Origin of the sequence: Roseovarius autotrophicus (genome assembly GCF_018069895.1) — a bacterium.
In the GTDB taxonomy this organism is placed as follows: domain Bacteria; phylum Pseudomonadota; class Alphaproteobacteria; order Rhodobacterales; family Rhodobacteraceae; genus Roseovarius; species Roseovarius autotrophicus.
The window spans coordinates 221629-235646 of the sequence record NZ_JAGQDH010000004.1 but is presented as its reverse complement, the minus strand read 5'-3'; the positions used below and the strand labels follow the sequence as shown (position 1 = coordinate 235646).

Genomic DNA, 14018 nt, shown 5'->3' with positions numbered 1-14018 from the left:
CCCGGTCAGCCGCGCAGGAGCGCCAGGAACCGGGCGATGTCCGTCTCGGTGATGGACCAGTCACAGACGAAACGTGCCAGCAGCGGCGTGTCGCCGGGGCCCTGGTCGAGCGGACCCTCGTAGAGCGCATAGCTCGCCCCCGCCGCGCGCAGCCGCTGATGGGTGGCACGCGGCAGGCGGGCAAAGATCATGTTGACCTCTGGCTCAAAGGCAAAATCCACCTCCGCCACCTCGCGCAGCCCCTCGGCCAGATAGGCCGCGCGCGCATTGGCGGTGCGCGCGGCGTCAAGCCATGTCTCGCCCTCGAGAAAGCCCAGCATCTGGGCCGACAGGAACCGGTGCTTGGAAAACAGATGCGCCGAGCGCTTTCGGCGCAGCTCGAATTCCCAGGCGTTCTCGGGGGAGAAGAAGATCACTGCCTCGACGCCCAGACAGCCGTTCTTGGTGCCGCCGAAGCTCACCGCGTCGATGCCCGCACGCCAGCTCATCTCGGCGGGGGTGCAGCCGAGCGCGGCGACGGCATTGGCAAAGCGCGCGCCATCGAGATGGGTGGGCATCCCGTGCGTGCGCGCCACATCGCAGAGGGCCGCGATCTCGGCGCAGGTATAGAGCCGCCCGCGTTCGGTTGCCTGGGTAAGTGCGAGCGGTCCGTATTGCGGCGCGTGCACATCGCCCGCGGGCCAGGCGGCGATGGCGGCCTGCAACTCGGCGGGGGTCATCTTGTCGGCCTCGCCCACAAGGCTCAGCTTGGCGCCGCCGGTAAAGAACTCGGGCGCGTTGCACTCGTCCACATGGATATGGGCAAGCGGCGTGCAGAACACCGTCTGCCAAGGCTGCGACAGCGTGGCGAGGCCGAGCGCATTCGCCGCCGTGCCGGTGCCGACCAGATAGACGCTGGCCTGCGGGGCCTCGAACAGCTCGCGCAGCCGGTCGCGCACCCGGCCCATCAGCGCATCCTCGCCATAGGAGGGCATGAACCCCTCGTTGGCGGCGATCATGGCCTGCATGACCTGCGGCAGGGCAGGCCCGGCATTGTCGGAGGCAAAGTTCATGGGATTGGCTCCTCGATGATGTGGTATTCCCAGTCCTCTTCGGGGACTTCGTGTTCCGGCAGGGTGCGGTGCTGCATCGACACGCCCGCATCATGCACGCTCTGCGAATCGCCGGATATGAGCGGGTGCCACCGGTAGAGCGGCTTGCCCTCGTGCAAGAGCTTGTAGGCGCAGGTCTCGGGCAGCCAATAGGCGTGGCGCTCGATCGTGTGGGGCTTGAGCGAAATGCATTCGGGCACGAACTGATGCCGGATCGGATATTGCCCGCAGCGGCAGGTGCTGTCATCGAACAGGCGGCAGGCGACGCGGGTGAACGCGACCTCGCCGGTCTCGTCATCCTCCAGCTTGTTCATGCAGCATTTGCCGCAGCCATCGCAGAGCGCCTCCCATTCCCTCTGAGTCATGCGGGAAAGCGGCGTCGTTTCCCAGTAGCGGGGGCGCAGGCCCGTGCGGTCGATGGGATCGCTCATGATATGGCCAGGATGGTGCGGGCGCGGGCGCAATCGGCGTCCATCTGCGCGATGAAGGCGTCGAGGCTTTCGAATGTCTCCTCGGGGCGCAGATAGTCCACGAGACCCACCGAGAGATGCGCGCCATAGAGATCGCCGGAGAAATCGAACAGGAAGGTTTCGAGATTGGCCGCCTCGCCCTTGAACATGGGCCGCACCCCGAGCGAGGCCGCGCCGTGATAGTGCCCCTTGTGCGGCCCGTCGAGCACTTCGACAAGCACCGCATAGACGCCAAAGCGTGGCGGGTGCAGCCCGGCGATGGACATGTTGGCGGTGGGATAGCCAAGTGTGCGCCCGCGCTGCTCGCCGCCCACGACAGGCCCCTCGATCCGATGCCAGTGGCCCAGCATGGCGGCGGCGTCGCGCGGGCGGCCTTCGGTCAGGGCCTGCCGGATCGCGGTAGAGGAAACCTGCCCCCCCTCGCCCTCAAGCAGCGTGGCGATGGTCACGCCAAAGCCCATCTCGGTGCCGAACGCCTGCAACATCGCGGCATTGCCCGCACGCCCCTTGCCAAAGCAGAAATCTGCACCGACGACCACATGGGCAAGGCCGAGGCCGTCGGCCAGCACCTCCTGCGCAAAGGCGCGGGGGGTGAGCGCGGCCATGGCGGCGTTGAAGTTGAGCTCATAGAGCCGCTCGACGCCCAGTTTTTCCAGCCGGTGCGCGCGCGCCTCGGCGCTCATCAGGCGAAAGGGCGGGGCGTCGGGGGCGAAGAATTCACGCGGGTGCGGCTCGAAGGTCAGGATGCCGAGCGGGGCGCCGATGGCCGCTCCTGCCTTGCGCGCAAGCTCGATCACCGAGCGGTGACCAAGATGGACACCGTCGAAATTGCCAATGGCGCAGGAGGCACCCCGATCGGCACTTGTGGCAAAGCTGTGGTCGCGCAGGATCCGCATGGCCGAGGGGTAGCGCCGGATCAGGACCGGCGCAAGACCGATCCGGGGGCAAGAGTTCCGCCCGCGAGGAGCGCGAGGAGTGCCGCGCCGCCCGCGATGAAGAGCGCAAGCGCAGCAGGAACCGGGTCGAGCGGCAGCACCGCGAGAGCTGCGGGCAAGGCGCCCGTCATCAGAACCCAGCCAAGCGTGGCGGCAAACCAGAGCGCCAGCGCCCCCGCCGCCCCGCGCAGCACCAAAGCCGCCCCCGGTGCGCGCCAGCCTCGGCGCAGCGCCACCCAGGGCCGTGCCAGATCGCGCCCGATGGCCAGAAGGGCGGGCACCACGACAAGCACCAGCACCATGCCGAAGCCCAGCCCGTAAACCAGCGTGATCACCGTCGGCTTGAGGAATTGCGCCTGAGTGGACCGCTCGAACAGGAGCGGGGCCAGTCCCAGCACCGTGGTGAGTGTGGTCAGCAGGACGGGTCGCAGCCGGTCCGCCGCGCCCTCGATGATCGCGGGGATGAGGCCACGCTTGCGCGCATGTTGGTCAATCGAGGTCACCAGCACGATGGAATCGTTGATGATGATACCGGTCATCCCAAGAAGTCCGACGACCGAGAACATCGACAGCGGCACATCCCATTGAATATGCCCCCAGATCGCGCCGACAAGGCCGAACGGGATCACCGCCATGATCACCATGGGCCGTGTCCAGCTTGCAAAGACCAGCGACAGCACGAGGTAGATGCCCAGAAGCGTGAGCATGAGGCCAAGGCGCGCGTCCGAAAGGAATTCGCTCTCCTGCTCGCTCAGCCCGCCCATGCGGTATTCAACCTGATAGGTGCCCGCGATCTCGGGCAGGATCTCGGCCTCGAGCACGCGCATGATTTCGGCGGCGCGCTCGGGGTCATCCTCGGAGATGTCGCCGGTCACGTTGACATGGCGCAGCCCGTTTTCGCGCCGCACGGTGGCAAAGCCGGTGCGTGTGGTGACGGTGACGATATCGGCGAGCGGCACATAGTGGCCCGAGGCACTGCGCAACTGCATCGTGTCGAGGAAATCCGCCGAAAGATCCGCGTCGGGCAGTTCCACCCGGATCGCGGCGGATCGCGGCCCGTCGGGATAGGTCGCGGCCTCGATCCCGTTCACGCGGTTGCGCAAGGTGCGGCCCAACTCGTCGATGGTAAAGCCAAGCGCCTGCCCGTGCGGGGTGAGGTCAAGCACCAGTTCGGCCTTGTCCCAGGCAAGGTTGTCCTCCAGCGCTGACACTTCCGGGTAGCGCGCGAGCCGGGACTTGAGCGCCTCGGCGGCGGATTTGAGCGTCTCAGCCTCGGCCCCGTAGAGCGCGATGTCGAGCGCGTCGCCGCCGGGGCCGGAGCGCGCGCCGCGAAAGCTCAGCTCTTCGGTGAGCGGTAGGCGCGGCACGCGATCCTGCAGGTCGGCCACGAAGGCAAAGCTCGAATAGGGGCGCAGATCGGGGTCGATCAGTTCAATCGAGATGCCGCCCACCAGATCGGCGTCTCGCGTGTCGGCACCGGCCATGCCGCGCCCCGCAGCACCGCCCACCTGCGCCATGACATGCTCGATGGGGTTCAGCCCGTGCTCGGCCTCATACTCTGCCCCGAGCGCCAGAACCGCCTCTTGCAGCGCGCGCATCTGCGCCACCGCGTCGGCGCGCGTGGCCCCCGGCACCATGGCGAAGTTGCCTGAAACGCTGCCCTGCTCTGGCGCGTTGAAAAACCGCCATGTCACATCGCCGCGCAGGAAGGCGCCTACTTGCAGGGCCAGCAGCAGAACCACCCCGGCGATGACCGCATAGCGCGCTCGGATGACAATCCCCATGATCGGGCGAAAGGCCCGGTCGCGGAACACGGCAAATCCGCGATTGACCACGCGGCTTGGCCAGTCATACCAGTGCTCTTTCGCGGAATGGGTCAGGGCGTGCGCCATGTGGTTGGGCAGGATCAGGAAACACTCCACAAGGCTTGCCACCAGAACGGCGATGACGGTGAAGGGAATATCATAGATCAGGTCCCCGAAACGTCCGCCGATCACCGCTAGCCCGAAGAATGCGATGAGCGTGGTCAGCGTGGCCGAAAAGACCGGAAGCGCCATGCGCCCGGCGGCGCGTTCGGCGGCGACAAAGGGTGGCTCGCCCAGGGATCTGTGGCGCGCGTCGGCGTGCTCGCCCACCACGATGGCATCGTCAACCACGATCCCCAGCGTGATGATCAGCGCGAAAAGCGAGATCATGTTAAGCGTGAGCCCGGCGGCATACATGATCGCCAGAGCCGCGAGCATCGCCACGGGGATACCCGCCGCCACCCAAAAGGCCGTGCGCGCGTTGAGAAACAGAAACAGCAGCCCGACCACCAGCGCCAGCCCCATGGCGGCATTGTCGAGCAGCATTTTCAGACGCCCCGAGATCGCCTCGGCGCGGGTGCGCACGAGCTCGATGCGCGCGCCCTCGGGCAGCGCGCGCAGCATCTCGGCAGCGACCTCCTCGACCTGCGCCTGAATGCGCAACGCATCACCCTGAGCAGAGCGGCTCACCTGCACGGCGATGGCGGGCTGTTCGCCAATGAAATAGGCCAGCCCGCGGTCCACCGCGCCGGTGCGCACCGTGGCCACATCGCCGATGATAAGCGTGCTGCCATCGGGATTGAGCCGCAGTGGAATGGCGGCAATCTCGGGCGCGCCGCGCGTGGCCTTGCCGGTGCGCAGTCGCGCATTGGCCCCGGTCACGTCGCCCGCAGGCGCGGCATCGACGCGCGCGGCGATGGCAGAGGCGATCCCGGCCATGGTCACGTCATGGGCGATGAGCGCGCGGGCGGGCACCTCGACCAGCGTCTCTGGCGCGGCGACGCCCTGAATGGTGGCGCGGGTGACGCCAGCGGCAAACAGGCGGGCCACGAATTCATCGGAGATGCGCGCCAGTTGCGGCGCCTCCATTGGCCCGGTGATGACCACATCCGTCACCCGGTCGAGCCAGGCCCCGCGCCGTACCAACGGCTCGTCGGCCTCATCTGGCAAGGTGGTGATCTGATCGAGCGCGGCCTGCACCTCGTCGGCGGCGCGGCCCATGTCCCACCCCGGCTCGAACTCGAGCGTGAGGCTGGCGCGCGCCTCGCGCGAGGTGGCGCGGGCGCGGGTGACGCCCTCGACCGCCAGAAGCGCAGGCTCGACAAGCTGGACGATGGCGCTGTCCACGTCCTCGGCGCTCGCCCCCTCCCAGGTGATCGAGACGGTTACGTTATCGACCACCACATCGGGAAAGAACTGCGCCCGCATGTTGGGCAGGGACATGAGACCAAGCGCCACCAGAAGCACCAGAAGCAGGTTGGCCGCGGTGCGGTGACGGGTGAAATACGAGAATACGGTCGCCACGGGCCTAGCCCCCCATCCGGGGCGCGCGCCGCGCGGCGGCGCTGGTCGCGTCCTCGTCCGCCCCGGAGGTGGCGGCCTCGGGGGTCAGGCGGCGCACCTTGAGACCGGGGCCAAGGGCGGGGCTGCGCTCGGTCACGATTTCGCGGCCCGTCACGTCAGCGGCGCGCACCAGCACGTCATTGCCCTGCCGCCGCAAAAGCGTGACCGGCAGCCGTTCAAGCCGGTCGTCGGCGCCGAGTGCCAGCACCGCACCATCGGAGCCAAGCGCCGAGGCGGGCAGGCGGGCGACATCCGTGAGCGGCGGTTCTTCCACGGTGACAGTGACGAAATCGCCCGGTTTCATCGCCGGGGCATCGTCGAGCGCGGCGAAGATCATGCGCCCGCTCTCACCCTCGGCCAGGGCCGCCGCCTCGCGCGCGATACGCCCGGTTGCGGTGATGCGCACGTCGCCGCTGTCAAGCGCAACGGTGACAGGGGCGGGGCGCAGCGTGCCGTTTGCGTCGATGAGCTGCGCGTATTGGGCATTCGAGACGCGAAACGCCACTTCCAGCGCGCGCCCGTCCACCAGCCGCGCAAGCTGTTCATTGGCCGACACAAGACGGCCCTCGATCACGCTCACCTGGCTCAGCCTGCCAGAAAACCCGGCGGTGATCCGGGTCTCGGCCAGCCGCCTCTCGGCCTCGGAGAGCGCCAGGTCGGCGCGGGCGCTCGCGGTGGCGGCCTGATCGACGCGCGCCTCGGCAAGCGCCAGCGCCTGTCGGCCGGAAAGCACGGCCTGACGCGCCTGAACCAGGTTGTATTCGGCGGCCTCGATCGCTGTCAGCGTGCCGACGCCGCGCGATTCAAGATCGCGCTGCCGGGCAAGCGCGCGGGTCTGGATATCGGCCTGTTCCTCGCGCGCGGCCAGTTCATCGCGCGCCAGCGCCAGCGCACGCTCGGCCTCGCGCACCTCGGCGCGGGCATCGGCCAGGTCGGTGCGCGCGCGCGCCAGCGCGGCCTCGGCATCCGCAGGGTCGATCCGCGCCAGAAGCTGCCCCGCCGTGACCGTGCCGCCCTCGACGAAACCGGGCGCAAGTTCGGTGATCACGCCCGCGGCCTGCGTGCGGATCTCCAGCGTGCGGCGGCTCTCGATCCTGCCAAAGGCTGTCATGGTGGGCGTCACGGTCTCGGCCTCTGGCCGGACCACGCGCACGGCAAAGACGCGCTCGCGCCGCTCGGGCATGCGCGCCTCGCGGTTTATCCGGTCTTCGATGGCGAGGCGCAGGGTCTGCCCCGCATAGGCCAGAAGCCCGAGCGTGACCGAGAGCAGAAAGAGACCCAGAAGCCCCTGGCGGAGAAAGCGCATGACGCGGACCCTCAAGACGCGGCGCCGGGATGCAGCGCCTTGCACAATGTAACCGCGACGGGCCGAAAACCAAGTCACGCCTCGGTAATACGGAGGCGCGCGCTATTTCCGGCGTTGATGTTCATCAAGCCGGGGCATGATCTCGACGAAGTTGCAGGGCAGGTGGCGGTAATCGAGCTGAAGGCTGAGAATCTCGTCCCAGGCGTCACGGCAGGCCCCCGGACTTCCGGGCAGGGCAAAGAGATAGGTGCCCCCCGCCACCCCGCCGGTGGCGCGGCTCTGCACCGCCGAGGTGCCGATCTTGCCCATCGAGACCATGGTGAACACCGTGCCGAAGGCGTCGATTTCCTTTTCATAGACATCGCGATGCGCTTCGACGGTGACATCGCGGCCGGTCAGGCCGGTGCCGCCGGTGGAGATCACCACATCCACGCCCGGATCGGCGATCCACTCGCGTAGATGTGCTGCGATCTGGTCGCGCTCGTCGCGCACGATCATGCGGTCAACGAGGAGATGGCCCGCTGCCTCGATCCGCTCGGCGAGCACGTCGCCAGAGCGGTCCTGCGTCAGGTCGCGCGTGTCCGACACGGTCAGAAGCGCAATGCGCACGGGGATGAAATCCTTGCTTTCGTCGATGCGCGACATGGGGTCAGCTCCTTTGCATGAGGGCGAGGCGGGCGGCGAGGCCCGCAAAAATCGCCGCTGAGGCGAGGCCAAGGCCGCGTGCGAAGCGTGCCGAGGTGGCAAGTCGCCGCCCGATACCCCCCGCCGAGACCCCGACCGCACCGTTGATAACCAGCCCGCCAATCGAGAGCACCGCGCCATAGATCAGGAATTGCGGCAGGATCGAGCGCGCGGGATCGACAAATTGCGGCACGAAGGCCAGCACGAACAGGATCACCTTGGGATTGGTGAGATTGACCATGATGCCCTGACGAAAGGCGTGCGTGGACGCAAGGACCGGGGCATCGGGGCGCAGCGGGCCTTGCCGCAGACATTGCACTGCCAGCCACAGCAGATAGGCCACGCCAAGCCAGCGGATCGTATCAAGCGCCCAGGGTGCTGCGGCTATGGCGGCGGCAAGGCCAAGCCCTGCCAGCGCAACATGCACCATTCCACCCGTCGCGATCCCGGCGCTGGCGGCCAGGGCCGGGCGCGGCCCACTGCGCAGGCCAAGCCCGAGGCAGAACATCATGTCCGCCCCCGGCGTGAGGTTGAGCGCAAGGCTTGCCGGGATAAAGGCCAGAAGCGTGAGCGGGTCAACGATCATGGATGGTCTCCGAGGCGCTCACGAAGGCTGAGCAGATCGGCCCAGGCTTCGCGCTTGGACGCCGGGTTGCGCAGAATGTAGGCGGGGTGAAACATGGGCAGAGCGGGCGTGCCATGGGCCTCGGTCCAGTGCCCGCGCAGCCGGGTAATACCGCGCCTGCCGAGTCCCGCCTCGCAGCTTATGTTGCCCATGAGAATGAGAACCTCGGGCGCGACCAGCGCCACGTGGCGCGCCAAGAAGGGACGCATCATGGCGATTTCGTCGGGCTGCGGGTCGCGGTTCTGTGGCGGGCGCCAGGGCAGGACATTGGTGATGTAGACGCTGCACACCGGGTCATCCGAGCGGCGGTCAAGGCCGATGGCGGCGAGCATCCGGTCCAGTAACTGCCCGGCGCGACCGACGAAGGGGCGGCCCTCCAGATCTTCTTCGCGGCCCGGGGCCTCTCCGATGATCATCACGCGCGCCTGCGGGTTGCCATCGGCAAAGACCAGGTTGCGCGCGCCGCGGCTCAGTTCACAATGGGTATAGGCGGCCAGCGTCTCGCGCAGCGCGTCCAGAGTGGTGGCAGCGCCGGCTGCGGCCTCGGCCTCGGCTACGGGATCGGTTTCGGCCAGCGGGGCGATGGGGGCCGTCTCGGCGGGCGGGGTCGCGGGTTTTGCGGACCTGTCGGGCAATTCGTAACGGTTCAGTGGCGCGTCGCCGATCGCCTCGGTCGCGCCAAGCTCGATCTGCCAGGCAAGGCTTGCCAGCGCCGCCTCGGGGGTAAGGGCCGATTCCATGAAGCGAGGCTACCCTGTGGCGTGGGCGGGCGAAAGGGGGCGCCCTTACCTCAGCCGCCCGCCTTTCCCGAACGGCGCACCGCCTGTTCCAGCGCGTCGAGAAACCGCGAGCGGTCAGCCCGGGAAAATCCCCTGCCGCCGCCCTGTCGGAACGGATCGGCGGCGCGCAGATCGGCCATGAGATCGCGCATGGCCAGCACGTTGCCGATATTGGCGCGCGTCAGCACCTCGCCATTGTGGCGCAGAACCTCGGATCCGGCCTCGACGCATTTTGCGGCAAGCGGAATGTCCCCGGTGATCACCACATCGCCGGGGCCAACACGTTCGGCGATCCAGATATCGGCCATGTCCGGCCCTTGCGGCACGATCACCGTCTCGACAAGCGGGTTGGCCGAAGGGCGCAATCCCCCGTTCGAGACCAGCACCATGCGCAGCCGGTGCCGTGTGGCGACTTTCTCGGCCTCGGCCTTGACCGGGCAGGCATCTGCATCGACGTAGATGGTCATTTTGCTTTCCCTTGTCATGCGCCCGCGATCACAACCGCGACAGCTTCGCTTGTTCCGGCATACAAATCCTGCGCGCCCTGGTCTATGACTGTCGGTAGACCCTTTGCAAAGGAGACCCCCATGCCGCTCTTGCCAAGCTTGCCCGACCCCGCGCATCTGAAAGATCTTTATGCGCGCTTTCCGCAGAATGTGCGCCCGCTGATGGAGTATACCGACGGCCTGTTGCGCAGCGAAGGAGAGTTGAGTGTGGGCGAGCGGGAGTTGATCGCCACCTATGTCTCGGCGCTCAATGCCTGCACCTTTTGCGCAGGCGCGCATCGCGCCTATGCCGAGGTGTTCGGGATCGACGGCGATCTGATCGACGCGCTGATCGCGGATTTCGACAGCGCGCCGGTGGACGACAAACTGCGCCCGGTCCTTGCCTATGCGGCCAAGCTCAATACCTTGCCGAGCCGGATGGTGCAGGCGGATGCGCAGGCGGTCTATGATGCGGGCTGGTCCGAGGCGGCCCTTTACGAGGCGGTTCAGGTCTGTGCGCTGTTCAACATGATGAACCGGATCATCGAAGGCACGGGCATCAATTTCGACTATGCGCAAGCACCCGAGGGGCATCCGGCGGCGGGCTCTCGCCCCGAGGAGCAGGCGGACAGCTATGCGAAATTCGGTGCGATGGTCGAGGCGATGGTGAAGGGTTAAGGCCAGTGCTGATCGTCATTGGCCTGATCGTCGCCTTTGTCCTTGTGGCGGTGTTTTCCAACCGGGCCACGCGCGGTTGCCGCTGGCGGGAATACCGCGTGAGCGGCTGCGATCTGCGAACACGCTGGCAGTGCGTGGCCTGTGGCGCGGAGGTCTTTACAAGCGACGGGGCCGCGCCCAAGGTCTGTCATGCCCCGCACCGGACCCGATAGCGCCATGACCCAAACCCCGCCCGACGCCGATACCCGCCGCGCGATCCCGCCGGTGATCTGCTACCCGAACAACACGCTGCCCCGGCCCGATCTGATGCTCTACCGTGCTGCGCGCGAGTGGGCTGAGAAGGTGGACGAAGTTTTGGTGCCCCCGCGCGAGGCCGCCTGCTTTCGCGTGGGCGCGGGGCAGTTCCTTCGCATCACAAGCATCGACGGCCCGCAGGTGGGCGATCTCAACCTGTGGAACGCGGCGGACCTGTCGGAGCGGTTCTATTCCGGCAAGACGCGGGCGCTGCATGGCACCCATGTGACGGCGGGCGAGCGGCTCTGGTCATCGTTTCCGCATCTGCGTCCGATGGCGACGATCATCACCGATACGCTCGGCTGGTATGGGATCGACGAACATGGCGGCTCGGTCCATGACGTGATCGGCACGCGCTGCGATCCCTATACAGGTAACCTGCTGAGCGGGGTGCAGTATCACCATTGCTGCCATTCGAACCTGACCCGCGCGCTGGCCGATGAGATGGGCGTGCCGCTGGTCGAGGCCGAACCCCATGTGCATGACGTGCTCAACGTCTTCATGTGCACCGGCTTCACCCGCGACACCGGGCAATATTTCATGAAGGCCAGCCCCGTGCGCCCTGGCGATCACCTCGAGTTTTTCGCCGAGATCGACCTTTTGGGGGCTTTGAGCGCCTGCCCCGGCGGCGATTGCTCGGCGGAGCATACGAGCGATGCGGCGTCGTGTTATCCACTGCTGGTGGAGGTGTTCGCTCCCAAGGCGGGAACGCTCGAAGGCTGGCAGGCGCCAGATGTCAACGGCTATGACCGAAGCCACGGGCGGTAACATGCGGATGCGCGCCGCCGCCCGTGGTGCGGGCAAAACTTGGGGGTCTTCGGTTGCGATGTTGTTTTTACTGTCAGGGAAACGACCATGGATGTTCGGATAATCGTCAAGACGACCTTTCAAAGCGAACCCAAAAACGCAAAATCTTATCCGCATGTCCGATCCGCTTCGGCAAGCCCAGCCCGAGGAAATCGGTCTCCGGCTAGAGGATGCGAAGACATTGCTTGCGCTGTTGCAGAAGGCCATACTTGATAATCAGATAGCTGAGATATCAGAGGCGAGGCGGATCTGCTCTGACTGCGGCAAGATCAGGGCCATCCATGATTATCGGCCAAGGGTTCTCGACACCTTGTTCGGCCGATTCCGTGGCAAGGTATCGCGCGTTCGCCGGTGTGCCGGTAGTGTCCAGATCGGAGTCTATTCCCGCCAGGCCGCTTTCGCTGCTCGCAGACTTGTTTCCACATCGGTCAACCCCGGAATTGCAGCGCCTTTCAGGCCGGACTCGGGGCACGCTATTCGTTCAGGGAAGCTGCGCGAATTCTGGAGACTTTTCTGCCATGCGTGGGGCAGGTGAACACCACGGTGCGCCCCGTCTGCGTCAACGCGTCGTGCTGGGACAACACGGTAGAGCAGGACGGGCGCGGCGGACTGGCGCTGCGGCTGGGGTTCCGACAGGTGCGGGGGTTGACGCGGGTCGAGGCCGACTGGATCGCAGCGCGGCGCGCTCTGGCAGGCGCGCGCGATCCGCAGCCCCGATCCGCTGCCGCTCTTTGCGCGCGATCTTGATGGCGAGGAGATGATCGAGGATTGCGCCGCGCTGCGCCTTTCCCTGCGCGCGCATCCGCTGGCGCTTCTGCGGCCGCTTCTCACCCCGACCTGAGATCATGGACAATCGCACGCGTTGCGGAAATACTCGGGCGCGAACCACCATACCGGGAGAGCCTCAATGCGCTGCGTCTTCATCAATATCCGCTGCAAGCCCGGCCAGTCCTATCGCGTGGCCGAGGCCATCGCGCTACGCGAGATCCATTCAGAGCTTTATTCGACCTCCGGGCCTTTCGATCTGCTGCTCAAGCTCTACATCCCCGAGGCCGAGGATATCGGCAAGTATATCAACGACAACCTGCTCGATATCGAAGGGATCGAGCGGACAGAGACCACGCTGACCTTCAAGGCGTTCTGACGGCTCGGGCCGGGCGTAGCCGATGGCGCGGCTCTCGTCGCACAGACGCTTCTGCACCAGGATATGGTGGACCAGGCGGCGCTCGACCCTGCCTTGGCCAGCATCATCGGCCTATAGGCCCTGCCCCGCGCCAGCCACAGGGGCCAAAATCACAGGCGGCCGGATATCCGGCCGCCCGAATTGCAACGCCAGGTCAGTTGGTTCCGGTCGAGCTTGAAGAACCGCCACCCGAAGCCGCTGCCGCGATGATGGCGATGCCGACAACGCCTGCGGCAACCGCACCCGCCGAGCCGAGGCCGCCGGAAAGATCGCCACCGGTGCCCGCGGCACATCTGACCTCAAGCAGCGACCCGCCCTGGGCAAAGTTGGCGCTTGCAATGCTTGCGCCGTTGCCACATGCGCCGATGCGGCTTGCCATCTCCAGCGCGGTTTCGCTTCCCTGTCGGGCGAAGGCCTGTTGTGCCACCACCGGCAGGCTTGACGAAATTCCGAGAATTGCGGCCAAAGCCAGTGTTCCGAATTTTATCATGACGTGTAAATTCCTCTGTTGCTGCAATCAGAAGCATAGCGGTTTGGCGCATGCAAGCAAAGAGTGAAATGGGATCGGCGTCGCGTTCGGCGGATAGTTTCAATCGCGGCCCTTGCCGGGTCCGCCGTGCAAAGCCGGGTCGCGCGACGGCTCTTGGCATTCTCCGCACAATGACGTTAACCTGTACGCGACAGGTATTCCGACATCGGGCGCGGCCCCGTGCCCCCTTGAAGCAACAGGCTGGACCTTCGGCGCGCCATGAAAATCCGGCTGACAGCCTTGCAGGATCTTGTTGTCCTCGAACCTGCGCGTTTTGGTGACCGGCGGGGATTCTTCAGCGAAAGCTGGAACCGCCGCCGGATGGAGTCTGCGGGGCTGCATTGCGATTTCGTGCAGGATAACCATTCCCTTTCGCACGAGGTGGGCACGGTGCGGGGCCTGCACTTCCAGTCGCCCCCCCATGCGCAGGCCAAGCTGGTGCGTTGCGGACGCGGGCGGCTGTTCGATGTGGCGGTCGATATCCGGTGCGGCAGCCCGAGCTATGGCCGCTGGTTCGGGGTGGAACTGAGCTTCGAGAACGGCAGGCAACTCTTGATCCCCGAAGGATTTCTGCACGGCTTTGTCACCCGCGAGCCGGATACCGAGATCATATACAAATGCAGCGATTACTATGCGCCCGACTGCGATGGCGCGGTCCGCTTCGACGATCCCGCGCTTGGTATCGACTGGGGGCTGGAGGGGCGCGCGCCGGTTCTGTCGGACAAGGATGCCGCCGCGCAGGGCTTTGCGGAGTTTGTGTCACCATTCGAGTGGAAAGGGTAGG

The 14018-nt window shown here is 66.4% G+C and carries 15 protein-coding genes and 2 pseudogenes; 7 read left to right on the top strand and 10 right to left on the bottom strand.

Going from position 1 to position 14018, the window contains the following annotated elements:
• Positions 1 to 5: 5 nt before the first annotated feature.
• The 9 genes from KAK09_RS07285 to KAK09_RS07245 all read right to left on the bottom strand — a co-directional run bounded on the left by KAK09_RS07285 (position 6) and on the right by KAK09_RS07245 (position 9725).
• Positions 6 to 1052, bottom strand: coding sequence for a threonine aldolase family protein (locus KAK09_RS07285; RefSeq protein ID WP_210878258.1), 1047 nt, complete (start codon positions 1050 to 1052; stop codon positions 6 to 8).
• Positions 1049 to 1522: a YcgN family cysteine cluster protein gene (locus KAK09_RS07280; protein WP_210878257.1), complete on the bottom strand. Its 474-nt coding sequence runs from the start codon at positions 1520 to 1522 to the stop codon at positions 1049 to 1051. Before KAK09_RS07280 ends, KAK09_RS07285 begins: the two co-directional genes overlap by 4 nt.
• The gene (locus tag KAK09_RS07275; protein WP_210878256.1) at positions 1519 to 2457 is read right to left on the bottom strand and encodes a bifunctional riboflavin kinase/FAD synthetase; all 939 of its coding nucleotides are present in this window, start codon (positions 2455 to 2457) and stop codon (positions 1519 to 1521) included. Before KAK09_RS07275 ends, KAK09_RS07280 begins: the two co-directional genes overlap by 4 nt.
• 20 nt (positions 2458 to 2477) lie before the next feature.
• On the bottom strand, positions 2478 to 5825 hold the full coding sequence (locus KAK09_RS07270) for an efflux RND transporter permease subunit (RefSeq protein WP_210878255.1): 3348 nt from the start codon (positions 5823 to 5825) through the stop codon (positions 2478 to 2480).
• Positions 5826 to 5829: 4 nt separating this feature from the next.
• Positions 5830 to 7170: an efflux RND transporter periplasmic adaptor subunit gene (locus KAK09_RS07265; RefSeq protein ID WP_210878254.1), complete on the bottom strand. Its 1341-nt coding sequence runs from the start codon at positions 7168 to 7170 to the stop codon at positions 5830 to 5832.
• 102 nt (positions 7171 to 7272) lie between these two features.
• Entirely contained in the window at positions 7273 to 7815 is a 543-nt protein-coding gene (moaB, locus tag KAK09_RS07260; RefSeq protein WP_210878253.1) for a molybdenum cofactor biosynthesis protein B, read from the bottom strand.
• A 4-nt stretch (positions 7816 to 7819) separates the two neighbouring features.
• A complete protein-coding gene (locus tag KAK09_RS07255) occupies positions 7820 to 8440 on the bottom strand; it encodes a LysE family translocator (protein WP_210878252.1) in 621 nt (206 codons plus the stop codon).
• Positions 8437 to 9219 carry a uracil-DNA glycosylase gene (locus KAK09_RS07250; protein ID WP_210878251.1) on the bottom strand — a complete coding sequence of 261 codons (783 nt, stop codon included), beginning with the start codon at positions 9217 to 9219 and terminating at the stop codon, positions 8437 to 8439. Before KAK09_RS07250 ends, KAK09_RS07255 begins: the two co-directional genes overlap by 4 nt.
• Before the next feature lie 50 nt (positions 9220 to 9269).
• Entirely contained in the window at positions 9270 to 9725 is a 456-nt protein-coding gene (locus KAK09_RS07245; RefSeq protein ID WP_210878250.1) for a YaiI/YqxD family protein, read from the bottom strand.
• Positions 9726 to 9845: 120 nt separating this feature from the next.
• Between KAK09_RS07245 and KAK09_RS07240 the strand changes: the two genes are divergently transcribed.
• From KAK09_RS07240 to KAK09_RS07220, 6 genes and pseudogenes are all read left to right on the top strand, one after another.
• Positions 9846 to 10421, top strand: a complete 576-nt coding sequence (locus KAK09_RS07240) for a carboxymuconolactone decarboxylase family protein (protein WP_210878249.1) — start codon at positions 9846 to 9848, stop codon at positions 10419 to 10421.
• 5 nt (positions 10422 to 10426) lie between these two features.
• On the top strand, positions 10427 to 10633 hold the full coding sequence (locus KAK09_RS07235) for a hypothetical protein (protein WP_210878248.1): 207 nt from the start codon (positions 10427 to 10429) through the stop codon (positions 10631 to 10633).
• A gap of 4 nt (positions 10634 to 10637) precedes the next feature.
• Positions 10638 to 11483, top strand: a complete 846-nt coding sequence (locus KAK09_RS07230) for an urea carboxylase-associated family protein (protein ID WP_210878247.1) — start codon at positions 10638 to 10640, stop codon at positions 11481 to 11483.
• 87 nt (positions 11484 to 11570) lie between these two features.
• Positions 11571 to 12071: pseudogene (locus KAK09_RS18695) on the top strand (ISKra4 family transposase); the annotation flags it as partial.
• Positions 12066 to 12363: pseudogene (locus KAK09_RS07225) on the top strand (helix-hairpin-helix domain-containing protein); the annotation flags it as partial. The pseudogenes KAK09_RS18695 and KAK09_RS07225, both read left to right, overlap by 6 nt.
• 66 nt (positions 12364 to 12429) lie before the next feature.
• Positions 12430 to 12666: an Lrp/AsnC ligand binding domain-containing protein gene (locus KAK09_RS07220; RefSeq protein ID WP_210878246.1), complete on the top strand. Its 237-nt coding sequence runs from the start codon at positions 12430 to 12432 to the stop codon at positions 12664 to 12666.
• Positions 12667 to 12859: 193 nt separating this feature from the next.
• Here the strand turns inward: KAK09_RS07220 and KAK09_RS07215 are convergent, their stop codons facing one another.
• On the bottom strand, positions 12860 to 13195 hold the full coding sequence (locus KAK09_RS07215) for a hypothetical protein (RefSeq protein WP_210878245.1): 336 nt from the start codon (positions 13193 to 13195) through the stop codon (positions 12860 to 12862).
• Between the two features lie 258 nt (positions 13196 to 13453).
• Between KAK09_RS07215 and rfbC the strand changes: the two genes are divergently transcribed.
• Positions 13454 to 14017 (top strand): dTDP-4-dehydrorhamnose 3,5-epimerase, encoded by a 564-nt coding sequence (rfbC, locus tag KAK09_RS07210; RefSeq protein ID WP_210878244.1) that lies wholly within the window; start codon positions 13454 to 13456, stop codon positions 14015 to 14017.
• Position 14018 lies beyond the last annotated feature (1 nt).